Source organism: SAR86 cluster bacterium, from assembly GCA_023703675.1.
Lineage (GTDB): Bacteria > Pseudomonadota > Gammaproteobacteria > Magnimaribacterales > AG-339-G14 > AG-339-G14.
Genome location: CP097974.1, coordinates 392,638 through 416,347 on the forward strand (window position 1 = coordinate 392,638; position 23,710 = coordinate 416,347).

General features: G+C 35.7%; 23 protein-coding genes. 17 read left to right on the forward strand and 6 right to left on the reverse strand.

All coding sequences use genetic code 11. The features are described from left to right. The first annotated feature begins 87 nt into the window (after window positions 1-87). The 11 genes from M9C82_01975 to M9C82_02025 are packed head-to-tail and all read left to right on the forward strand — an operon-like array spanning window position 88 to window position 10,763. The gene (locus M9C82_01975; protein ID URQ73923.1) at window positions 88-1,281 is read left to right on the forward strand and encodes an acyl-CoA dehydrogenase family protein; all 1,194 of its coding nucleotides are present in this window, start codon (window positions 88-90) and stop codon (window positions 1,279-1,281) included. 10 nt (window positions 1,282-1,291) lie between these two features. Beyond that, window positions 1,292-2,419, forward strand: coding sequence for an acyl-CoA dehydrogenase family protein (locus tag M9C82_01980; protein URQ73924.1), 1,128 nt, complete (start codon window positions 1,292-1,294; stop codon window positions 2,417-2,419). A 3-nt stretch (window positions 2,420-2,422) separates the two neighbouring features. Continuing rightward, window positions 2,423-3,907, forward strand: a complete 1,485-nt coding sequence (locus M9C82_01985) for a glyceraldehyde-3-phosphate dehydrogenase (GenBank protein URQ73925.1) — start codon at window positions 2,423-2,425, stop codon at window positions 3,905-3,907. 21 nt (window positions 3,908-3,928) lie between these two features. Then, the gene (locus tag M9C82_01990) at window positions 3,929-5,284 is read left to right on the forward strand and encodes a Na(+)-translocating NADH-quinone reductase subunit A (protein URQ73926.1); all 1,356 of its coding nucleotides are present in this window, start codon (window positions 3,929-3,931) and stop codon (window positions 5,282-5,284) included. Continuing rightward, complete coding sequence (locus M9C82_01995) at window positions 5,285-6,508, forward strand: NADH:ubiquinone reductase (Na(+)-transporting) subunit B (GenBank protein ID URQ73927.1); 1,224 nt, start codon at window positions 5,285-5,287, stop codon at window positions 6,506-6,508. Further along, window positions 6,498-7,274 (forward strand): Na(+)-translocating NADH-quinone reductase subunit C, encoded by a 777-nt coding sequence (locus tag M9C82_02000; GenBank protein URQ73928.1) that lies wholly within the window; start codon window positions 6,498-6,500, stop codon window positions 7,272-7,274. The genes M9C82_01995 and M9C82_02000 overlap by 11 nt, the downstream gene beginning before the upstream one ends. Continuing rightward, complete coding sequence (locus M9C82_02005) at window positions 7,267-7,938, forward strand: NADH:ubiquinone reductase (Na(+)-transporting) subunit D (protein URQ73929.1); 672 nt, start codon at window positions 7,267-7,269, stop codon at window positions 7,936-7,938. Before M9C82_02000 ends, M9C82_02005 begins: the two co-directional genes overlap by 8 nt. Further along, window positions 7,931-8,542, forward strand: a complete 612-nt coding sequence (gene nqrE / locus M9C82_02010) for an NADH:ubiquinone reductase (Na(+)-transporting) subunit E (protein ID URQ73930.1) — start codon at window positions 7,931-7,933, stop codon at window positions 8,540-8,542. The genes M9C82_02005 and nqrE overlap by 8 nt, the downstream gene beginning before the upstream one ends. Window positions 8,543-8,598: 56 nt before the next feature. Continuing rightward, a complete protein-coding gene (nqrF, locus tag M9C82_02015) occupies window positions 8,599-9,771 on the forward strand; it encodes an NADH:ubiquinone reductase (Na(+)-transporting) subunit F (protein ID URQ74111.1) in 1,173 nt (390 codons plus the stop codon). Continuing rightward, window positions 9,755-10,600 carry an FAD:protein FMN transferase gene (locus M9C82_02020; protein URQ73931.1) on the forward strand — a complete coding sequence of 282 codons (846 nt, stop codon included), beginning with the start codon at window positions 9,755-9,757 and terminating at the stop codon, window positions 10,598-10,600. Before nqrF ends, M9C82_02020 begins: the two co-directional genes overlap by 17 nt. A 4-nt stretch (window positions 10,601-10,604) precedes the next feature. Then, entirely contained in the window at window positions 10,605-10,763 is a 159-nt protein-coding gene (locus M9C82_02025) for a hypothetical protein (protein URQ73932.1), read from the forward strand. A gap of 3 nt (window positions 10,764-10,766) precedes the next feature. On the opposite strand, the gene M9C82_02030 is transcribed toward M9C82_02025, so the two are convergent. The 3 genes from M9C82_02030 to mnmA are packed head-to-tail and all read right to left on the reverse strand — an operon-like array spanning window position 10,767 to window position 14,866. Next, window positions 10,767-12,353: an isocitrate lyase gene (locus M9C82_02030; GenBank protein URQ74112.1), complete on the reverse strand. Its 1,587-nt coding sequence runs from the start codon at window positions 12,351-12,353 to the stop codon at window positions 10,767-10,769. Between the two features lie 44 nt (window positions 12,354-12,397). Further along, entirely contained in the window at window positions 12,398-13,762 is a 1,365-nt protein-coding gene (gene purB, locus M9C82_02035) for an adenylosuccinate lyase (protein URQ73933.1), read from the reverse strand. Between the two features lie 24 nt (window positions 13,763-13,786). Continuing rightward, window positions 13,787-14,866, reverse strand: coding sequence for a tRNA 2-thiouridine(34) synthase MnmA (mnmA, locus tag M9C82_02040; GenBank protein ID URQ73934.1), 1,080 nt, complete (start codon window positions 14,864-14,866; stop codon window positions 13,787-13,789). 71 nt (window positions 14,867-14,937) lie between these two features. On the opposite strand from mnmA, the gene icd reads away from it, so the two are divergent. The 3 genes from icd to clpA are packed head-to-tail and all read left to right on the forward strand — an operon-like array spanning window position 14,938 to window position 18,837. After that, window positions 14,938-16,224 (forward strand): NADP-dependent isocitrate dehydrogenase, encoded by a 1,287-nt coding sequence (gene icd, locus M9C82_02045; protein URQ73935.1) that lies wholly within the window; start codon window positions 14,938-14,940, stop codon window positions 16,222-16,224. A 1-nt stretch (window position 16,225) separates the two neighbouring features. Continuing rightward, window positions 16,226-16,576: an ATP-dependent Clp protease adapter ClpS gene (clpS, locus tag M9C82_02050; GenBank protein ID URQ73936.1), complete on the forward strand. Its 351-nt coding sequence runs from the start codon at window positions 16,226-16,228 to the stop codon at window positions 16,574-16,576. Continuing rightward, the gene (clpA, locus tag M9C82_02055) at window positions 16,576-18,837 is read left to right on the forward strand and encodes an ATP-dependent Clp protease ATP-binding subunit ClpA (protein ID URQ73937.1); all 2,262 of its coding nucleotides are present in this window, start codon (window positions 16,576-16,578) and stop codon (window positions 18,835-18,837) included. The genes clpS and clpA overlap by 1 nt, the downstream gene beginning before the upstream one ends. 1 nt (window position 18,838) lies before the next feature. Here clpA and infA read toward each other — a convergent pair whose 3' ends face one another. Next, on the reverse strand, window positions 18,839-19,057 hold the full coding sequence (gene infA / locus M9C82_02060; protein URQ73938.1) for a translation initiation factor IF-1: 219 nt from the start codon (window positions 19,055-19,057) through the stop codon (window positions 18,839-18,841). Between the two features lie 142 nt (window positions 19,058-19,199). Here infA and M9C82_02065 point away from each other — a divergent pair, with 142 nt between their 5' ends. The 3 genes from M9C82_02065 to M9C82_02075 all read left to right on the forward strand — a co-directional run bounded on the left by M9C82_02065 (window position 19,200) and on the right by M9C82_02075 (window position 21,795). Further along, window positions 19,200-19,667, forward strand: a complete 468-nt coding sequence (locus M9C82_02065; GenBank protein ID URQ73939.1) for a histidine phosphatase family protein — start codon at window positions 19,200-19,202, stop codon at window positions 19,665-19,667. A gap of 76 nt (window positions 19,668-19,743) precedes the next feature. Next, window positions 19,744-20,442, forward strand: a complete 699-nt coding sequence (locus M9C82_02070; GenBank protein ID URQ73940.1) for a response regulator transcription factor — start codon at window positions 19,744-19,746, stop codon at window positions 20,440-20,442. After that, the gene (locus M9C82_02075) at window positions 20,443-21,795 is read left to right on the forward strand and encodes a HAMP domain-containing histidine kinase (protein ID URQ73941.1); all 1,353 of its coding nucleotides are present in this window, start codon (window positions 20,443-20,445) and stop codon (window positions 21,793-21,795) included. It begins immediately after the preceding gene. Here M9C82_02075 and M9C82_02080 read toward each other — a convergent pair. After that, window positions 21,783-22,673 (reverse strand): hypothetical protein, encoded by an 891-nt coding sequence (locus M9C82_02080; protein ID URQ73942.1) that lies wholly within the window; start codon window positions 22,671-22,673, stop codon window positions 21,783-21,785. The genes M9C82_02075 and M9C82_02080 overlap by 13 nt on opposite strands. Then, window positions 22,663-23,496: a polyphosphate kinase gene (locus M9C82_02085; protein ID URQ73943.1), complete on the reverse strand. Its 834-nt coding sequence runs from the start codon at window positions 23,494-23,496 to the stop codon at window positions 22,663-22,665. Before M9C82_02085 ends, M9C82_02080 begins: the two co-directional genes overlap by 11 nt. Window positions 23,497-23,710: the final 214 nt, after the last annotated feature.

Here is a 23,710-nt window from a genome sequence, read left to right on the forward strand (position 1 = left end):
AAAAAGATTCTACTTTTGATCGATTGAACTGAGTGTATAATACCTCTTTCATAAATATTTCAAATTGATAAGTAAGAGGTATAAAAAATGAATCTATCTTTTTCACCAGAAGATCTAAAATTTCAAGAGGAAGTGAGATCCTTCTTAAAAGAAAACTATCCAGCAGATACTAAAAGGAAAATGGACAACGGAATTCCGTTGCAGAAGGAAGACATCCAAGAATGGCAAAAAATCTTAAGTAAAAAGGGTTGGTTTGCTATCAATTGGCCGGAAGAGCATGGTGGGACTGGATGGTCTATCACTCAAAAACACATCTTCCAAAACGAATTAGCAGCATTTAATACGCCAACTATAGTTCCTTTCGGAGTGAGTATGTGTGGACCAGTAATCTATACCTTTGGTAACGAAGAGCAGAAAGAGAGATTTCTTCCCGCCATAAGAGATAACGACGTCTGGTGGTGTCAAGGCTATTCGGAGCCTGGTTCGGGTTCAGACTTAGCCTCGCTTAAAACTAAAGCAGAGAAAAAAGGTGACAAATATATCGTCAATGGAACCAAGACATGGACCACAATGGCTCAACACGCAGATTGGATTTTCTGTCTTGTTAGAACTGATTCTTCAGGAATTAAACAAGAAGGAATCAGCTTTTTGTTGATTGACATGAAAAGTCCAGGCGTTGAGGTAAAACCAATCATTACTATAGATGGATCTCATGAAGTGAATATGGTTTATCTAGACAACGTTGAAGTTCCAGCAGAAAATCTTATCGGAGAGGAAGGGGCTGGTTGGAGTATCGCTAAATTTCTTTTAGCGCATGAAAGAACTGGAATTGGTGGAATTCCGCACTTGAAAAGAGAGATCAAAAGACTAAGAGACATCGCCGGGGAGTTACCTCTTAACGACGGCTTCCTTAAGGACGATGATATGTTCATGGACAAGTTAAATAAACTTGAAATAGATCTTTTATCAGCTGAATTTACTGAGTTGAGAACTTTAGCTGCAATGTCAGCTGGAGGTCATCCTGGACCTGAGTCTTCCATTCTAAAAATAGGTGGTACTGATTTACAACAAGCTTTATCTGAACTATATGTTGAAGCATTGGGTTACTATGCACACCCTTTTATGAGCGAGTCAGACTTGGCTTCCAATGAAAAGAGAATCGGTCCTGATTTTGCTGCTAACGTAATGCCACATTATCTTAACTACAGAAAAGTTTCGATTTATGGTGGAAGTAATGAAGTTCAGAGAAACGTCATTGCTAAAGCAGTATTAGGCTTATAGTTTTCTAGCCATGGATTTCTCTTTATCCGAAGAACAAAAACAAGTTCAGGATTTGATCAATCAGTTCATTGCGAAAGATTATCCTTTTGACGTAAGAGAAAAACTTGTTAAGTCTGAAGATGGTTTTAGTAAAGAATTCTGGAAAACCTTTGGAGAGTTTGGGTTACTAGCTATGCCATTTCCTGAAGACGATGGAGGTTTTAACGGCGGACCAGTCGATCTTATGGTAATTCTTGAAGCTTTTGGAACGGGTCTAGTAGTTGAACCTTATATCCCAAACGTGGTTTTATCAGGAAATCTAATTAGTAAATTAGGAAATAAACAACAAAAAGACGAAATACTCCCAAAACTTTTCTCGGGCGAACTTCAAATGAGTTTTGCATTTACAGAACCTCAAAGTAGATTTGATTTAAACGACGTTACCACTTCGGCAAAATTAGAAGGAGATAATTACATAGTAGATGGCTACAAAGCAGTAGTTATGAATGGACCATCTTCAGAAAAAATTATCGTCACTTGCAGAACGTCTGGTAGTCAACTCGATGAGGATGGAATTTCTTTATTAATTATTGATAAAGATTCTGCCGGTTTAAGTTCCAGAGACTATTCAAATGTCGATGGATCCAAAGCATCTGAAATTACTCTTGAAAACGTTTCTGTACCCAAAGAAAATCTTTTAGGTGAAGAGGGAAAAGCTTTGAATACCGTCTCTGAGGTAATTGATTTGGCAACATTAGCAATTTCTGCTGAAGCAGTTGGCATTATGCAAAAAATGAATGAGTTAACTTTGGATTACACCAAAACAAGAGAACAATTCGGCCAGGCTTTAAGTAAGTTTCAGGCTTTGCAGCATAGAATGGTAGATACCTTCATGGTTCACGAGCAAACTAAGTCTTTATTGCTTATGGTCGCTGCAAAAATGAACGATAAGGCTGCAGATACGTCTAAATCTATATCCGCTTTGAAATATCAAATCGGAAGTGCAGCTAAATTAATTGGCGAAGAATCAATCCAGTTACACGGCGGCATGGGTGTGACCGAAGAGATGAGCATCGGCCATTATTTTAAGAGATTGACAACTATTAGAACTATTTTTGGGAATTCTGATTACCATTTGAAAAGATATTCCTCTCTTTAAAAAATGACAGAGATTAAGTCTGATTCTAATCCAGACAAAAGAATAAGATCTAAGCCAGACAATTATTTAGACAACTGGATTGAGCGCCAGTCTCTGATCGAGGCTGCCATTCCTATCATTGGGAAAATGCATAGGAAAAATATAAGAATATTGTTGTACGGCTCTCCACTCATGACACTTTCGGTCATAGAAATTATGCAACTGCATAGAAAAGTGAGGGAAGCAGAGGAAAATGAGTTAAGTGAATTTGAAACTTCAAAAGTTTTAGAATGCTTGGATAAAATTGATCTTGGCCCTTGTCAGTTGGACATAGGAATACTGGCTGCTGGCTACATGTTCGATTCTAAAGACTTGTCTTTAGAGGAATTTATCAAAGAACAGGTTAAAGAAGTTATTGGTTTACACAATCCAATCTTAAATAAATCTCAAGACTTAGTTTTGTATGGCTTTGGAAGAATTGGGAGATTATTCACAAGATTATTATTAGAGGATACTGGAGCAGGTGAAACTTTGTGTTTAAAAGCAGTAGTAACCAGAGCAAGCTCAAGTGAAGATCTCTTGAAAAGAGCCGAATTGATGAGAAAAGATTCTGTTCATGGAAGATTTAAGGGGACCATTAGAGTCGATGAGGAACAAAATGCTCTCATTATGAACGGTAACATAGTTAAATTTATTTCAGCTAAAAGCCCAGACGATGTTGATTACGCAAGTTGCGGAATATCTGATGCGATATTGATAGACAATACTGGAATGTCATCATCCAAGGAAGGTCTAGAAAAACATTTAAAGAATAAAGAAATAAAGAAGGTTTTATTTACCGCTCCTGTTGCTAAGGAATTGAAAAATATTGTCTACGGTGTAAATCATGATGACATCGACGATAAGGATCAGATAATTGGTGCGGCTTCTTGTACTACCAACGCAATTGTTCCGGTTTTAAAGGCGATCGATGATGAGTTTGAAATTGATAACGGTCACGTTGAGACGATCCACTCTTATACTAATGATCAGAATTTAATCGATAATTATCATAGTAAATCCAGAAGGGGAAGAGCTGCTGCACTTAACATGGTCATTACTGAAACTGGAGCTGCAAAAGCTGTTTCACAAATACTGCCAAATTTAGAGGGCAAATTGAGTGCCAATGCTATTAGAGTTCCAACTCCTAATGTGTCTTTAGCAATTTTAAGTCTTTTTTTGAAAAAGTCTTCTGATCAAGAAAACTTTATTGAGTTCTTAAGAAATGCTGCTTTCCATAGTTTATTGAAGGATCAAATAGATTTTACTAAATCTGCCGAAGTTGTTTCTTCAGATATAGTCGGAGGAAGATATGCTGGCGTAATTGACGGCCAAGCGACAAGGTGCAGTAATAGAAATGCTATTGTGTACTTATGGTACGACAATGAAATTGGTTACTGCGCTCAGTTGATAAAAGTTGTTAAAAAGATGGCTGGAATCAAATACAAAAAACTTCCAAATTTCTTATAAAAAAATTCTGCTCTGCATAAAATGATTTTTAAAATAAAGAAAGGTCTAGAAATTCCTATCCAAGGGAAACCTGATCCCACTAAGGTGTATTCTGTAAATACAAGTACCGTTGGTATTTTAGGAAATGATTTTCATGGAATGAAACCGACTATGTTGGTAAAAGAAGATGATTCCGTAGTAAAAGGTCAGCCATTATTTGAAGATAAAAAAAATCCTGGTGTTATTTTTACTGCTCCTGTGTCTGGAAAAGTTTCTTCAATTAACAGAGGAGATAGAAGAGCATTTTTGTCTCTGGTAATAGAAAAAAATTTTAATGATAACAATCAAATTGAATTTTCTACGTCGCAGCATTTATCAGATCTAAATGACGATAATATAGTTAACCTTTTGGTCAAATCAGGCACTTGGACAGCATTCAAGACTAGGCCATTTTCTAAAGTTCCTAAAATTGAAGATCGTCCAGATGAGATTTTTATTTCCCTAATAGATTCAAACCCTTTGAGTGTTGATCCCGAGCAAATAATTGAGTCCGAAATTGATATGTTTAATGAAGGATTAGCAGTATTGTCGCGCTTGCCAAGAAACTCTTTAAATATTTCAACTAAACCTGAATGCTCAATTAAGAAACTAGATAAAGATAATGTAACTTATTATGAATTTTCTGGGCCTCACCCAGTTGGCTTAGTCGGCACACAAATTCATAATATTTCTCCAGCATCACTGAGTAATCAAATTTGGACAATTGGTTATCAAGACGTTGTCATGATTGGAAAATTGTTCAACACAGGCATTCTCGATAATTCAAAGAAAATAGCTTTGACAGGACCAATGGTAAAAGATCCGTCTATTATTGATTCAGAAAATGGAGCAAATTTGGACGACATTCTGACAGATAAGGTTATTGGAGAGAATAATAGAATAATCTCAGGTTCCGTCTTAACTGGATCAGAATCTGTTAACCCAGTTAATTTCTTAGGAAGGTACCACAATCAAATAACAGTCTTAAGAGAAGTGACAAAAAACGATAGAGAGTTTTTAAATTTTTTAAGGCCTGGTCTCTTGAAACACTCTTTTTTAAGAATTTTCTTTACAAAACTTAATGAAAAAAAATTAAATTTAAACTATTCAACTGCAATGAATGGCTCTGATCGAGCCATAGTTCCATTAGGAATATATGAGGATATTTTTCCTTATAAGATAATGATTACCCAATTGTTGCGTAGTATAGTTATCGGCGATACAGAGGCTGCTCAAAAGCTTGGTGTACTCGAACTAGAAGAAGAAGATTTAGCACTTTGCACTTATTCTTGTCCAAGCAAATACGATTACGGCTCTTTGTTGAGAGAAATGCTTACTAAGATTGAAGAAGAAGGCTAAATGAGTGACCCGTTAAGAGAGCTATTTGACAAATCCAAGCCATCCTTTGAAGGCAAGGGAAGATTTGCTCGCTTTTTTCCACTGTTTGACGTCTTTGAAAATTTATTTTATTCATCGGATAGGAAAACTTCAGGTTTAACCCATGTGCGTGATGGAAGTGATATTCAAAGAGTTATGGCAATTGTTTGGATGGCAACTTTTCCAACCATGTTTTTTGGAATGTACAATATTGGGTTTCAGGCTTTATCAGCTTTAGAAGCAATAAATCTCTCTGGTGCTGAGCATGCTAAAGATTGGCATTGGCCATTAATTCAATTATTTTCAGGGCTAAATCCAAATAATATTTTAGATTGCGTTACCTATGGCGCGATCTATTTCATTCCCATATATTTAGTAACTTTTTTTGTTGGTATTGCTTGGGAAATGATTTTTGCTGTGGTGCGACAGCATGAGATCAGTGAAGGAGCTTTTGTCACTACGGTGCTATTTGCTTTGTCTTGTCCTCCAGATGCTCCTTTATGGCAAGTCGCACTGGGTATTAGCGTTGGTTTAGTGATTGGGAAAGAAATTTTTGGCGGCACTGGGAAAAACTTTCTAAACCCGGCATTAACTGGAAGGGCTTTTTTATATTTTGCTTATCCCGCCTCATGGTCTGGCGATATGTCTTGGGTTGCAGTGGATGGTTATACTGCCGCGACAATGTTGGGAATTTCAGCACAAGATGGGTACGCCAGCATGCCCGAGAGTTTTTCTTGGAGCAACGCTTTTTTTGGATTTGTTCCTGGATCAATTGGGGAAACGTCTACTGTAGCTATTTTGATCGGTTTAGCTATTTTGCTCTTTACAAGAATTGCGTCATACAGAATTGTCGGCGGAATAATCATTGGAACAATCGTTACTTCTTACTTATTCAATATTGTCGGTAGCGATACCAATCCAATGTTTGCAATGCCTTTTTGGTGGCATATGGTTATGGGTGGATATGCCTTTGGTTTGGTTTTTATGGCAACAGAGCCTGTTTCGGGTTCGCATACAAATACTGGTCGTTGGATCTACGGATTAGTTATTGGTTTTATGGTAGTAATGATAAGAGTTTTAAATCCTGCTTACCCTGAAGGCATGATGTTGGCGATATTATTTGGAAATTTACTTTCTCCATTAATAGATCATTTTGTCGTTTCAAGAAATATTAATCTTAGAAGTCGAGTCTTAAATGCAAAATAAAGACAGTATTCAAAATACCGTTATCATTGGACTCGGTTTGTGTTTCGTTTGCGCCGCAATTATTTCTTTTATTGCCGTGGGCCTTAAACAAACTCAAAAACAGAACGTAATTTTAGACCAGCAAAAGAAAATTGTTGCCGCAGCAGATTTAGAAAGTTTTTATGGAAGTGTGACTAAAGCTTACGATTCAATAGAAGAAATAGTTGTGGATCTTGATACGGGGAAATTAACAGAAATTGACCCAAAAAATTATGATCTTTCTAAAGAGCTACAAGATAATTCTAAATTTATAAATCTTACTTCTTCGGAAGACATTGCAACTATCAAAGTAAGAGAGAATTTTTCCAAAGTTTTTCTTGAATACAGAGACGGCGAGTTGAATACAGTAATTTTGCCGGTTAGAGGGTATGGTCTTTGGGGTATTCTTTATGGTTATTTAGCTATATCCAATGATTTAAATACAATAGTAGGGTTAGAGTTTTATGAGCATAAAGAAACGCCTGGCTTGGGAGCTGAAATAGACAACCCAGCTTGGAAAGCTTTATGGAATGGCAAAAAACTATTTGATGAGGAAGGAAATTTGCTTATAGAGGTTATTAAAGGGAAAGTAGCTGCCAACGACATGGAATCAACTTACAAAGTTGATGGCCTATCTGGTGCTACTCTTACCAGCAACGGAGTAACTAATTTACTGGCTTTTTGGTTGGGAGAATTGGGTTATTCTAAATTCCTTTCAAGCCTTAAAGAGGAAGCCCAAAATGTCTAAAACTTCCGAAGTTTTATTTTCTCCTTTGTTTAAAGACAATCCCATTGCCTTGCAAGTTTTGGGAATTTGCTCTGCATTGGCTGTAACGAGCAAACTATATCCAACTTTAATAATGTGTGTAGCTTTAACGGCTACAATAACTCTCTCTAGCTTCTTTATTTCTCTAATTAGGAATTTTATTCCAAACAACATAAGAATTATCGTTCAAATGACGATCATTTCTTCTCTTGTGATTATAGTGGATCAACTACTCAAAGCTTATGACTACGAAACCAGTAAGACTCTTTCTGTATTCGTAGGATTAATCATCACAAACTGTATTGTCATGGGTAGAGCAGAAGCTTACGCGATGCAAAATGGTCCTGGGATGAGCGCCTTAGATGGTTTTGGTAATGGGCTCGGTTACAGTCTAATCTTAATTATTGTTGGTTCAATTCGAGAGCTTATAGGCAGTGGACAATTGTTAGGTTATCAAATTCTTCATATGACAACCGATGGCGGTTGGTACGTCCCAAACAATTTCTTTTTACTTCCCCCGGCATCCTTTTTAATAATTGGATTATTCATTTGGGCTCTAAGAGCATGGAAGACTGAGCAAGTAGAAGAAGCTGAATTTTCTATGAAACAAAATGCACCAAAAGAAATAAAGGTGGAACATGCTTGAGCAATACTTAAGTATTTTAGTTAATTCAATTTTTATCGAGAACATTGCCTTATCAGTATTCCTTGGTATGTGTACTTTCATTGCAATATCAAAAAAAATTGAAGCTGCCATTGGGTTGGGAATTGCCGTGATAGTTGTTATCGGAATTACCGTGCCACTCAATAATTTAATTTATACTTATGTGCTCAAAGAGGGCGCGCTAGCATGGCTTGGCTACCCCGAAGTATCATTAGAATTCGTCGGGTTAATTAGTTACATTGGCGTTATCGCTGCCGTGGTTCAAATTCTTGAAATGTTTTTGGATCGATACGTGCCTGTTTTATACAACGCTCTTGGTGTGTTTTTGCCCTTAATAACTGTGAATTGCGCGATTTTAGGCGCCTCATTGTTTATGGTAGAAAAGAGCTTGGCCTTTGGCGAGAGTGTAGTTTACGGTCTAGGCGCAGGAGTTGGTTGGGCGCTGGCAATTGCAATGCTAGCTGGAATCAGAGAAAAATTGAAATACAGTGACATTCCAGAAGGGCTTCAAGGCTTAGGAATTACTTTTGTCACTGTTGGTTTAATGTCTTTCGGTTTTATGTCTTTTGGAGGTATAAGTCTGTGATAGATACCATTGAAATTATTTTAGGAATAGTCTCTTTCACTATCATTGTGAATTTAATGATTTTTATAATTCTATTAGCAAGATCTAGACTTGTTTCAACTGGAGATGTTTTAGTAGAAATCAACGGCGATCCTGAGAGAACGATAAGTGTTCCTGCCGGCGGTAAACTATTACAAACTCTTGCCGATCAAAACCTTTTTCTCTCTTCTGCTTGCGGCGGAGGAGGAACTTGTGCTCAATGTAGGTGCCAAGTTTTTGAGGGAGGTGGTTCAATTTTATCTACCGAGGAAGCACATTTTAACAATCGTGAAAAAAAGAATAATTGGCGACTGTCTTGTCAGGTTCCTGTGAAAAGCGACATGAAAATAAAAATTCCTGATGAAGTTTTTGGGGTCAAACGTTGGGAAACCACGGTTGTTTCTAACGACAACGTCGCTACTTTCATCAAAGAATTAGTATTGAAACTACCCGATGGGGAAGACGTAGGCTTCGATGCAGGAGGTTATGTACAAATGGAAATTCCTCCTTATGAGGCAAATTATAAGTCCTTTAACATTCAAGACATTTACAAAGGCGACTGGGAAAAATTCAAGGTTTTTGAAAACGTTTCAACCGTAGGAGTCCCTGTCATTAGGGCTTATTCAATGGCTAATTACCCTGAAGAGAAAGGGATTATGAAATTTAATATTAGGATTGCATCACCACCTCCAGGAACTAGTTTTCCACCAGGTGAAGCTTCATCTTATTTATTCAACTTAAAACCCGGAGATAAGCTAACAATATTCGGTCCTTTTGGAGAGTTCATGGCTAGAGATACTCTCAATGAAATGGTGTTCATTGGTGGAGGAGCCGGCATGGCACCAATGCGTTCTCATATTTTTGATCAATTGCTCAGATTAGACTCCTCAAGAAAGATCAGCTTTTGGTATGGGGCTAGAAGTCTTAAAGAAATGTTCTACGTTGACGATTTCAACAAATTACAAGACAAGTACGAAAACTTCTCTTGGCATGCTGCACTTTCAGATCCTCTGGAAGACGATAATTGGCAGGGCGATACAGGATTTATTCACCAAGTTCTTTTAGAAAATTATTTGAAAGATCATCCGGCCCCTGAAGATTGTGAGTATTACCTCTGTGGTCCGCCAATGATGATGGATGCTTGCTTCAAAATGCTTGACAGTTTGGGAGTCGAGCCTGAAAACATTATGTTTGATGACTTTGGCGGTTAAACATTTTCTAAAATTACTTCTTCCATTAGTCTTATTTTCCTGTTCGGCAAATGACGAGCTCTCAATATTTCAAGGCGAAGCTTACGGAACGACTTGGCAAGTAAAGTTCTATGAGACTGAAACTAAGGTTAATAAGGATTATCTTTTGAAAACAATTCAACAAGAACTTAAAAGAATCGACTCTATTTTTTCTTTGTACGATGAAAATTCCACTATTAGTAAAGTTAATAGCGGGGCTTGGCCCAGTTGGACTTTTTATCCAGGACAAGAAGATTATGAAAAGTTATCGGACATATCGAAGAGAATAAAAGAAAAGTCTAACGGAACATTCGAAGTCTACTTTGATGGCAAATGGGATTTTAATTCGATAGCTAAAGGTTATGCAGTTGATAAGGTCAGCGAGATACTAAGATTAAATAATCTTCAAAATTTCATGGTCGAGATTGGCGGTGAAATTAGGTTTGAAGGAAAAAAATTGGATTCTAGCTGGAAGTTTGCGGTAATAAACCCTACTTTAGAAAAAAAACTTTATGGTGAATTTTTTGTTCCAGAAAGTCTTTCTGTCGCAACCTCAGGTAACTACAGAAATCCCGGTCACATAATAAATCCAATCAATAAAGTCGCAGTAGAATCTGATTTATTGTCAGTTTCTGTAATTGATATTTTATCTACCGCTAAAGCAGATGCTTGGGCAACTGCACTTTACGCATCTGAAAATGACTGGTTGAAAAAAGCTAATAATGAAAAAATAGCAGCTTTTTTTATATACAAAGATACTAACGAGATTAAATCTATTAGTTCTGAAAAATGGTTGGAACTGATAAACTAACACCATGGCAACAGTTGTATTTTCACTTATAGTAATTAGCCTTTCGATAGGCGGAATGGCTATTGGCCTTATCCTTAAAAACAAACCACTTCAACCAAGTTGTGGTGGTATTTACTTAAACAAGGGTGATACTTGCGACGTTTGCGGTAAGATTAAGGAATAAGTCTTAAAACTGATTCATAGTATTATCTGCACCACCAGCTTTCAAAGCGTTGTCTCCAGAAAAATATTCCTTATGAGTATCCCCGACAGTTGATCCAGCAAGATCCTGATGTTTAACAGAAGACATATCTCTTCTAATTTCTTGTCTTTGGATTTCTTTCACATAAGCAAGCATTCCTTTTTCACCAAAATAGCCTTCAGTTAGCACAGCGGTTCCAAGAGCCGTTTCATGATAAGTCGGCAAAGTAATTAGGTGATGAAAGATTCCTGCCTCTCTAGATGCATCTTTTTGAAAATTTTGAATAAGTAAATCTGCTTCCGCAGCTAATTCACTGTCATCGAATTTTTCATCCATTAAACCTCTAGGATTTTCAGTTGGATTAGGATAATCGGTTAGATCTTTTCCAGCCTCAGTCCACTCGTTATAGACCTGTTCTCTAAAAGCAAGAGTCCAATTAAAGGATGGAGAATTGTTGTAGACTAATTTTGCACTGGGCTCAACTTCTCTAATTTGTTTCACCATAGAAGCAATTTGTTCGACGTTGGGTTTTTCTGTTTCAATCCATAATAAGTCGGCACCATTTTGCAGACTAGTGATACAGTCTAGTACTACTCGGTCCACTCCAGTTCCGTCTTTAAATTTATACAATCCGTTTGGCAGTCTTACCGGTTTGACTTGAACTCCTTTTTGGTGGATTGCAATATCATTTTCTGCAAGTTCTTCAAGATTATGTATTTCTTCAGTTTCTAAAAAAGAATTGTATTTATCCGCTAAATCACCTGGCTCTTTTGAGACTGGAACTTTTTGGGTAAGTCCAGCTCCTAAGGAATCAGTTCTGGCGACAATTAGGCCATTTTCAACGCCAAGTTCTAAGAATGCATATCTCACCGCGTTAATCTTTGATAGAAAGTCTTCGTGAGGAACGGTTACTTTTCCATCTTGATGTCCACATTGCTTTTCATCAGAAACCTGATTTTCAATTTGAATGCAACACGCACCGGCTTGAATCATTTTTTTAGCTAATAAATAAGTTGCTTCTTCATTTCCAAAACCTGCGTCGATATCGGCGATAATAGGTACCACGTGAGTTTCGAAGTTATCTATTTGATTGATGATTTCTTTCGTATCAGAGTTATTTTTGTAAGCTTCATCTAATTCGTTGAAGTGATGTTGAAGCTGAACTGAGTCGGCTCTCTTAAGAAATGTATAAATCTCTTTGATGAGATCTGGTACAGCAGTTTTTTCGTGCATGCTTTGATCGGGAAGTGGTCCAAACTGTGACCTTAGAGCCGCTACCATCCAGCCACTTAAGTAAACATAAGATTTGGAGGTAGTTTTTTGAGATTTCTTGATTTCCATCATCATTTGTTGAGCTGTAAATCCGTGCCAACAACCCAATGATTGAGTGTAGACTGCAGGATCATTATCGTAATCTTTCATGTCCTTGTGCATGATGTCTGCTGTATATCTAGCAATATCTAAACCACTGTGAAATCTGTTCTGTAAACGCATTCTTGCTGCGCTTTCAGCATTAATGTGTTTTAAAAGATTTGGTTCTTTTTCTCTCAGTTCTTTGTAATGAGAGATCATTTCTTCATATTTGAGCATTTCTTCTCCTAAAGTGGTCAAAAATTTTAAATTTCTTTCGCAAGTTTTTCTGCCAAGCCGACGTAGTCAAAAGGCGTTAATTTAGTGAGCTTGACCTTGTCCTCTTCTTTAATATCTAAAGCGGCTATCATAGCTAAATAGGAATTTTTATCAATTGATTTTCCTCTAGTTAATTTTTTTATTTTCTCGTAACTGTTTTCCACCTTATTCTTTCTTAAAATTGTCTGAACAGCTTCTGTAAGGACCTCCCAACTATTATTCAAATCATTTGAAATTATTTCTTTGTTTGGTTCAACTTTCGAAAGACCTGATCTGAGAGAATTGATAGCCAAATATGAATAAGAAAACGCAGACCCTAAATTACGCAGTGTTGTTGAATCAGATAAATCTCTTTGCAATCTTGAAATTTGAATTTTTTCTTTGATGGAAACTAAAAAAGAGTTGGCTAATTTAAAATTTCCTTCAGCATTTTCAAAGTCAATAGGATTTACCTTATGTGGCATAGTAGAAGATCCGACTTCATTTTTTTTCGTTCGTTGTTTTAAATAACCTTTTGAAATGTATATCCAGTTGTCTTGCGATAAATCAATCAACACATTATTTAGGTTTTCAAGGTGTGAAATAATGCTAGAAAAAACATCTTTAGGTTCGATCTGAGTAGAATATTTTGTCCATTCTAAGCCTAACGATTTTACAAATTTTTTTGAAAGGTCGGGCCAGTTAAGTTTTTCGCTAACGAATTGGTGTGCGTTGTAATTTCCTACAGCTCCATTAATTTTTCCAGAAGGCTTTATAGAATTTAATAAATCTAAATGGTACTCAAGTCTAGCGTAGAAATTTGCGAATTCCTTTCCTAGTGTAGTGGGAGAGGCAGACTGACCATGCGTATGAGAAAGCATAGATAACTTGGCCCATTTCTTGGCCAAGGACTTTAAATCTTTCTTTAAATCTGTCGTGATTTGTTTAAATTCGATTGATAGGTAATCTTTTACCATCAAGTTATAGGCTAGGTTATTAACGTCTTCTGACGTGCAAAACAAGTGAACAAACTCCTTGTAATTATTAAGTTTTAGCGAGTTTAACTTCTTGATTAAAAATAACTCAACAGCTTTAACGTCGTGGTTAGTAACCGATTCTATTTTTTTTACATCTTTAGCGTCTTTGAGTGAGAATTTTTCATAAAGTAATTTTAGATTAACGATACTTTTTTTACTGAGTGGTTTAATAAAATTTAATTCTTTTTTGGAACTCAAAAAAATAAGCCATTCAACTTCAACTTGAAGTCTATATTTTATTAAAGCGAATTCACTAAATCTGTCTTCTAGAATTTGAAGCTTCTTAGAATATCTGCCATCTAAAGGAGATATAGATCTGAGGTTGTCTTTAAGCATTAAGCTTAAGAATTATACATTAATTTATAATTCTATTTCGCCTCCGCCAAGACAAAAATCATCTTTATAAAAAGCAATTGTCTGTCCAGGAGTAACAGCTCTTTGCGGTTCATCGAATTGCACTAACCAAGCATTGTTTTGTTTCTTAACAGAGCAAACCTGATCTTTTTGTCTATACCTAATCTTCGCAGAAATATTTTCTAAGTTAGGTATTTCTTTTGTGAGCCAATTAATTTTTTTGACCAACAATTCAGATTTAAATAAAAGCGGATGATTATTATCTTGTACAACGGTAAGCGTGTTTTTTTTGTGATCTTTTTTAGCTACATACCATGGCTTTTCTTTAGCATCTTTGACGCCTCCAATACCCAAACCTTGTCGCTGTCCGATTGTAAAAAAATGAGTTCCTTTATGGACACCGATTTTTTTTTGATTCTCATCCAAAATTATTCCTTCTTCTTCAGGCACATATCTTGAAAGAAAATCAGGAAAGGGTCTTTCACCAATAAAACAAATACCAGTACTGTCTTTTTTGTTGAAGGTAATTAGATCTTTTTCCTGAGCTATTTTTCTTACATCTTCTTTCAATAGTTTGCCAAGAGGAAACAAACAATGATTCAGAACCTCTTTTTTTATATCGCATAAAAAATATGTTTGATCTTTATTTAGATCAGTCGCTTTACACAAAGCTAATTCTTCAGAGTCTGTAGTTTTTAAATCGCAATAATGTCCAGTAGCAATGTAATCGAATTTATTTTCTAAAGCGTATTGATAAAACTCTTTAAATTTTATGAAAGTATTACAAAAGATGTCTGGATTTGGAGTTCGACCATTTTCTAAACCATCAATAAAATGTGAAAACACATTTTCTCGGTACTCTTTCGAGAAGTTTAAATCAATCAAATCAATATCCAATTTTTGACATACAGAAGCAGCATCAAGGAAATCTTCTTTTACGCTGCAATAGGGAGTCCCATCATCGTCTTCCCAGTTTTTCATAAAAGCTCCAGTGACCTCATAGCCTTGATCTTTTAATAAAGCAGCAGCAACAGAGGAATCTACGCCCCCAGAAACACCGACCAAAACTCTTTTAGATTTGCCCATTTGTACTTACTCTTAAGTTAATCTCGTTAAAATGATACAATAGGATTTTCTCGAATTTTCAAAAATATGTAATGAAATATAAAAATATAATTACCCCTAAAGCTGGAGAAAAAATTTCCTTTGATAAAAATGGAAAAATTAATGTTCCTGACAACCCAATTATTCCTTTCATAGAGGGTGATGGCATTGGCACCGATATTTCGCCGGCTACAATTAAAGTCGTCGATCATGCGGTAAAAACAGCTTATGGCGATAAGAGAAAAATTGAATGGATGGAGATATATTGCGGTGAAAAGTCGGTCAAAACTTACGGAGATGATGTTTGGATGCCAGATGAGACAATTGCCGCTATCAAAGAATTTTCAGTAGCAATAAAGGGGCCTCTCACTACACCAATAGGTGGGGGGATACGTTCTTTGAATGTAGCGTTGAGACAAAAACTGGACTTATATCTTTGTCAGAGACCCATTAAATATTTTGAAGGGGTTCCTTCTCCAGTGAGGTATCCTCAAAATACTGACATGATTGTTTTTAGAGAAAACTCTGAAGACATTTACACCGGTATAGAGTTTGCAGCCGATTCGGAAGAAGCTAAGAAAATTATAGACTTTCTGACAAATGAAATGGGTGTTGAGAATTTAAGATTTGAAGACAATTGCGGCATCGGTGTTAAAAATATTTCTAAAGAAGGAACCGAAAGGCTCGTTAGAAAAGCCATTGACTATGCCATCGACCACGACAGGGCATCTGTCAGCATTGTTCATAAAGGCAATATCATGAAATTTACTGAAGGCGCATTTAAAAAGTGGGCTTACGATTTAGCCGAAAGAGAATATGGCGCTACCTCACTTGATGGCGGAGAGTGGATGTCATTCGTTAATCCAAATACAAAAAAACAAATAATCCTTAAAGATATTATTACCGATAATTTTTTACAACAGATTTTGATAAGACCCTTGGACTACGACGTCATCGCCACGATGAATTTAAATGGAGATTTTATTTCCGATGCCCTGGCTGCAAAAGTTGGCGGGCTAGGACTGGCTCCGGGAGCTAATATAGGAGACAAAGTTGCTCTTTTTGAAGCAACCCATGGAACGGCGCCAAAATACGCTGGGCAAGATAAAGTAAATCCTTCCTCTTTGATTTTGTCTGCGGAAATGATGATGAGATATCTGGGCTGGACAGAAGCCGCAGATAATATTCTTAAAGGAGTGACTTGGGCAATAAAGAATAAGTTAGTAACTTATGATTTAGAAAGATTGATGAAAGATGCGACTTTATTAAAATGTTCTGAGTATGCCGATGAAATAAATCATGGTATGACTACTGAATATTTTAAATATATGGAATCTTAATATGATTTTTAATGCGTCAAACTCAGAAGATAATGATTTTGAGGAAGGTTCATCATTAGCGACTAAGACCGCCGATCCAATAGTAAAAAAACCATCTTTGTATCGAGTGATACTTTTAAACGACAATTACACCCCAATGGAATTTGTGGTTCATGTTTTGCAAAATTTTTTTGGATTAGACAAAGAAAAGGCAACGCAAATCATGCTTGCTGTGCACACCAAGGGCAAAGGAGTTTGTGGTATTTTTACCAGAGAGGTTGCAGAAACAAAATCAATGCAAGTAAACAATTTTTCTCAGCAAAACGAGCATCCATTGATGAGTGAAATAGAACCTGTGGAGGAGGACGATTAATGTTAGAAAAAAACTTAGAAACTTGTTTGAACAACTCTTTCAAAAAAGCTCATGCCGATGGTCACGAATTTGTCACCACAGAACATTTACTATTGTCACTACTAGACAATGAAGATGCTCTGAATCTTTTAGCCTCTTGTGACGTTGACGTTGAATCGCTAAGAAAAGAATTAATTGATTTTATAGAAAATCATGCGCCAAAAGGAAAGACTGACGATAAAGAAATTCAGCCAACGTTAAGTTATCAAAGAGTAATTCAAAGAGCAGTTTTTCATGTTCAGTCGACCGGAACGAATGAAGTTTCTGGCGCCAATGTACTTGTTGCTTTATTTAGCGAAAAGGAAAGTCACAGCGTTTTTCTTCTAAAAAAACAGGGCATGACTAGGCTTGATGCAGTTTCTTATTTAAGTCATGGTGAAACTGGAAAGCTCAGCGAAGATGCAGCTAATACTAGCGAAGAACAGGTTAACGAAGAAAAAACTGAATCCAATATTTTAAAATTCGCACTAAATTTAAACGAAGAAGCGAAAAATGGAAGAATCGATCCAATTATAGGAAGAGAGAACGAATTAGTTCGTATTACCCAAATTTTAGCCAGAAGAAGTAAAAATAATCCAATTTTAGTTGGAGAATCTGGAGTTGGAAAAACTGCTCTAATCGAGGGCCTCGCAAAAAATATTGTCGAAAACAAAGTTCCAGAAACTCTAAAAGATTGCCAAATCTTTTCGCTCGATATGGGCTCGCTTTTGGCCGGCACTAAGTACAGAGGTGATTTCGAGAAAAGATTGAAAACAATTTTGCATGAACTCTCCAAGATAGAAAACTCGATTTTGTTCATCGATGAAATTCACACAATAATCGGTGCGGGTGCAACCTCTGGCGGAGTCATGGATGCTTCAAATCTACTTAAACCAGTGCTCGGGAAAAATTCAGTCAAATTTATTGGTTCTACAACCTTTAAAGAGTACCGAACAGTCTTTGAAAAAGATCGAGCGTTGTCAAGAAGATTTCAAAAAGTCGACTTAGACGAACCTTCTGTTGCCGAAACCATTAAAATTTTGGAGGGTTTGAAACCTAAATTTGAAGAGCATCACCAATTAAAATATTCAGGCGGTTCGATAAAAGCTGCTGCAGAACTTTCTGCTAAGCACATCCGCGATAAGTTTCTTCCCGACAAGGCTATCGATGTAATAGACGAGGCCGGAGCAAGAATTCGTCTGTCTTCGAGCAAAAGAAAAACTGTCTCTGAACAAGACATACAAAAAATTATCTCGCAAATGGCAAAAATACCTGAAAAGAGTATTTCCGTTAAAGATCGAGTTTCTTTAGGCAAACTCGAAGAGGATCTTAAAAGAGTAATTTTTGGTCAGGATACAGCGATTGAAAAACTCGCTAGCGCCATCGTGCTTTCAAGAGCCGGCTTAGGAAACGATGAGAAGCCCATGGGATCATTTTTGTTTTCTGGACCTACTGGGGTTGGAAAAACCGAAGTGTCAAGGCAACTGGCTTCTTTATTAGGAGTTGAGCTTATTCGTTTTGACATGTCCGAGTACATGGAAAGACACACCGTCTCTAGGTTGATTGGAGCGCCCCCAGGTTACGTTGGCTACGATGAGGGAGGGCTGTTGACTGAAGCCATCACGAAAAATCCTCACTCGGTGATTTTGTTGGATGAAATCGAAAAAGCGCATCCTGAAGTTTTCAACATTCTTTTGCAGGTCATGGACCATGGAACCTTGACCGATAACAACGGAAGAAAAGCCGGTTTTAGAAATTGCGTCATCATTATGACCACTAACTCGGGTGCACAAGAAATGGCCAGAGAGTCAATGGGTTTTCAAAAACAAGACAACACTTCGGATGGAACGGAAGCTATTAAAAAAACTTTTAGCCCCGAATTTAGAAATCGTCTCGACGCAATTGTTCAATTTGATGCTTTGAGTAAAGAGGTTATTCACACCGTTTTAGATAAATTCTTGACAGAACTTCAAGCGCAGCTCGACGAGAAGAAAGTAACTCTAGAAGTTGATAAAGACGCTCGAGAATGGCTCGCTGAAAATGGTTACGACTCCAAACTCGGAGCTAGACCTATGCAACGATTGATTCAAGATAAAATTAAAAAAAATCTTGCCGAATCAATTCTCTTTGGCGATCTTTCAAAATCTGGTGGGGTTGTTACGGTGAAACTTAAGGATAATGATATTAAAGTTTCTTTCTCTGAACACGAGAATCGAAAAGTACCAGTCAAACCGAAAAAGTAGGTTATTTGGATCTAAACGTAATCCTTCCTTTAGTAAGGTCGTAAGGAGTCATTTCTACTTTGACTTTATCTCCAGTTAGAATTCGAATGTAATTTTTTCTCATTTTTCCAGAAATATGGGCAGTAATTACATGGTCGTTTTCTAATTTAACTTTAAAAGTAGTGTTGGGCATGGTGTCGATAACCTCGCCTTCCATTTCAATCAAATCTTCTTTAGCCATATAAATATTTAATGTTAATGTAGTTCATTATGACAGATAGAAATGAGGATAAGAAATTTAACCTGAAGGGATTAATGATTTTATTGATTTCGGTGACAGTTTTTTTAGCTGTTATAAGCTACTTAATAGACTATTTTTTTTAATGCTCCTAACCTTAGTCAGGCATGCAAAATCTTCTTGGTCAGATCCTTCATTAAATGACTTCGATAGACCCTTGAACGAAAGAGGCAATAGGGATGCACCAAAAATGGCTCAGTGGTTTTTTGAGAATATTCATGAGACTCCCGTTCTTTTTACGAGCCCAGCCAATAGAGCTTTAGCAACCGCAAAATATTTTGAAAAAGAATTTTCTCCGATTGAATTAAACATAGTCGATAATTTGTATCACGCAAATTTACAAGATTACGAAAGTATAATTTTAGAAAATAATCATTTGAAACATATTGTTATTTTTGGACACAATCCAACAATTTCTTACGTTGCAGAAGAGATGCTTAAATTAAAGAGTATTTATTTAAAGACCTGTTCAATCTGTCAAATAGACTTAATTGATCCTGACGTTTTATCTGGGGAGTTAAATTTTATTAAAAGCCCGAAAGAGGTAATTTAGGTTCTAAAACTTATAGAAAAATTTTAGAATAAACTGTTTTAAACAATCGGAAAGTATTTCTAGTAAAATTCTAATAATGATTAAAGATCAAATACTATTAGTCGAAGACGAACCTGATTTACTTCAAACCCTTTCATTTAATTTTGAGAATGAGGGTTATAAAGTTTCAAAAGCAAGTAACGGTGAAAAGGCGCTGAAATTACTCGAGGAAAATAATTCCATTGGTTTAGTTGTTCTTGATTTAATGCTACCAGATATTAGTGGTTTAGATATTTGCAGACATATTAGATCTTCAGATAACTTAAAAGACATCCTAGTCATTATGGTGACTGCTAAGGGCGAGGAAGTAGACAGAGTGGTGGGTTTTGAAATAGGTGCTGACGATTATGTCGTAAAACCTTACAGTGTTAGAGAGTTAATGCTTCGAGTCGGCGGTTTGCTTAAAAGATCTTCGAAGAAAAAAGACGAAAGCAATGATGAAGTTCAGATTTATGAAAATTTAAAAATAGATACCAGTAAGCACAAAGTTTCCATAGCCGATAAAAAAATATCTTTAACTTCAAAAGAATTTAAACTTCTCAAACATCTTTTATTAAAAGCTGACAAAGTTCAGACAAGAGATAATCTTCTTGAAAAGGTTTGGGGTTATAACAACGACGTCACGACAAGAACAGTCGATACGCATATCAAAAGATTGAGATCAAAAATTGGAAAATATGGAGATAGAATAGAAACAATTAGAGGAGAAGGGTATCTCTTCAATAAATCAGACTAAATGAAATTAACCGTAAAAATAAGACTATTTTTAATCGTATTATTGGTTGTATGTCTAGTTACTTTGGTCGGATCTATAATTTATAGAGGAAATACTTTTCTAAGTGAAAACCTATTATTAGGATTTAGTTTATTATTTCTCACTTCAATTGTTACAACTTATTTCATTTATCAATACTTTAAAAGACTAGTAAATTCAGCTGCTCAGCTGATTGCAAAAAAAATTGTAGATGATCCTTCGGTTGCTTCTGAAGAAATTTTTGATGAGCTTATTAAGGAATCCAGTCAGGTTAAAAACGATCTAGCCTATTTTACTAAACAAACTGAACAATTTAGTTCCGTGTTATCAAAAATGGGACAGGGAGTTATTTTGGTTGATAAAAACTATCGAGTTTTGTTTGCGAATAAAACTATCAATTCAGAATTCTTTCCTGACTTAAATATCGGCGATAAGCTTTTTGAAAAAATCAGTTATCCTCAATTTAAAAAATTTATCGAAAAAGCCTGGAATAAAAAAGACTTAGTTAGAGAGATTTCCGGCCCTATATCAGTTAAGACTGTTTATCTGGTGAGTGCTAAAAAAGACGACTTTAGGGATGAAATGTTGATTGTTTTTAGCGACATATCTAAATCTAAAAATCTTGAAAAAATGAGAGAAGATTTTATTGGCAATGTCTCTCATGAATTGAGAACACCAATAAGTGTTATCAAAGCTAATGCTGAAACTTTGATTACAAATAAATTAATTAAAGATGATGAAAATGCTAAATCATTTACAGAAGCAATATCTTCTCAATCAGAACGTATGACAGCCATAGTTAATGATTTGCTTAAAATTTCAAGTATGGAAGCAGGGGAATATCCGATCTCAATTGAGTCTATAGATCCATTTTCAATTGCCAAAAGTTTAATTAAAGAATTCAAACCCGGTTTAGAAGAGAAAAAATTGGTTATTCAAAATAATTTGAATAAACAAACTAGGGTAATGGCTGACGGAGCAGCTTTGAAAATTATTCTGACAAATTTCCTAAGCAATGCCATCAAGCACTCACCTAAAAAAGCTTTAATAAATCTGGAAGAATCTTCCTCTTCTAAAGGTTTTATAAAAATATCCGTATCAGATCAAGGAAAAGGCGTGCCAAAAAAATATAAAGAAAGAGTTTTTGAAAGATTTTACAGAATAGACAAAGGTCGATCGACAAAACTAGGCGGTACAGGTTTAGGCCTCTCCATCAGCAAAAATTTAGCTTTGATGATGGGCTACTCGGTTGGAGTCGAGTCGAATGCGCCTAAAGGAGCAACTTTCTTTATTGATATAAAACTCGATGAAGCAAAATCCTTTCAAGCTGCTTGAATATTTTTATTTCCCTGCAATTCTTTTTCCATTACTCCATCAACAATATTCCAAGAACTATCAAATAGGTAAGAGTTAGGAAAAAATTCCATGATCTCTGCAAAAATAGCAATAGCGTATTCAAGAATGTCAGCTCTATCCTCGGGTAGAGAATAAAATGACACTTTTTCTTCAAAATTCTTGTTTTCCAGTTCTTTTTTTAAAGCTCTCAATTCATCTAGGGAAGATTTCCTATCTTGTTTATTGATAATCTCATTGATAAGTCTGGCATTACCTCCTACACCAATTATATTTTTTATATTTTTAGACGGAATTTTAGTGAGCCACTCTTTTAAATTATCCCAATGCTTGGGCGAGTCTTTTTTTTCTAAAATTCTAACCGCCCCAAGAGGAAAAGATTTGGCAAGATTTTTTCCACTGCCTTGATAAAAAATCTCAGTACTGCCACCGCCGATATCTACAACTACCGTTTCTTCTTTTTTAAAACTTTTGTAATTAAAAAAATTTAACAGCTGCGCCTCTTCGTTTCCGGATAATATTTTAATTTCTATATCAGTTTTTTTTGTTATTTTTTTACAAATTTTATGTCCATTAGAAACCGTTCTCATAGCGGAGGTAGCTACTCCAGATATTATTTTTATATCTTTTTTATCAGCTTTGTCTTTGAGTTTAATTATGCTTTCTAATAACTTCTGCTCAGTTTCGGAAGAAATTTTCTTGAATTTGAAGGCATCGGTGCCTAGCCTAACTGAGATTCTTTTAAAAGTATCCAATTCAGCAAAAACTTTTCTTTTTTTTGTTGCTATACGGTATTGACGATATTTAATCGCGTTTGAACCAATATCAATACAAGCTAGGCGCTGATTTTTATTCTTCATCTGCCAAAACTTTTAAAATCTTGTATTGCTGATAACTCAAGTTATTAAAAGGGACTTTATTTATAGTTAAAGAGTAATCGTTAATATTCTCCGTCCAAATTTTTGGTTTTGGCAGGTCTTTATTAGGATAATCAAAGGTTCCCAAAATGTAACGTAAAGCATGAAGCACTGCTATCTTTTTATCATTAGCATTTAAAACTATCCAAGGCGCTTCAGGATGGGAGGTTTTCTTAAACATTTGCTCTTTGTAAAGAGTAAAAATATCCCATCTGTCTAAACCTTTTAAGTCGTTTTCACTTATTTTCCAATACACCAATGGACTATTCTTACGTTTCTCTATTCTCATCTTCTGAGTTCCTTTTTCTATGGATAAATAAAACTTAAGTATTTTTGTGTCATTTTCCATAAATCTTTCTTCCCAAGGGATAACTTTTTTCATAAAAGATTTGTACTGTCGTTCTGTGCAATAGCCCATAGTTGCTTCTACTAAAGCCCTGGTATACCAAGATCTGTCAAAAAAAACTAACTCACCAGTCTCTGGCATTTGTTTTTCATATCTTTGAAACCAATTTTTAGATTCATTTTCAGTAGGAATGCCTAGTTTAACAAGCCGGCAATGTTTGGGTATTAGATACTTAGACAAAACGGAAATACTCCCAGTCTTTCCAGCTGTGTCTCTTCCTTCAAAGACAACTGCTATCTTCTTTTTCTCTTGTATGATCCAATCCTGGAGTTTGACAAGCTCAATTAAAAGCTTTCTCTTCTCTTTTTCATAAAGCTTAGAATCAATTCTTCTGTAGTTTGGTATATCAAATTCAATCATATTTTTTTGGCGAAAATCTATTCTAGCTAAGTTTTTATGGAAGATTAAATTATTTACTGTAAACAATTTTATTTTCTCTTCTCACAAATTAATAAGCTATTCTTAATGTTTATGGCCAAATAAATATGGCTGCTAATGACCGTAATGGCAATGGTGATTATTTTATCAATGCACCTAGATAAGGAGTAAAAGGAATTTTGGGTTTTAACGGATT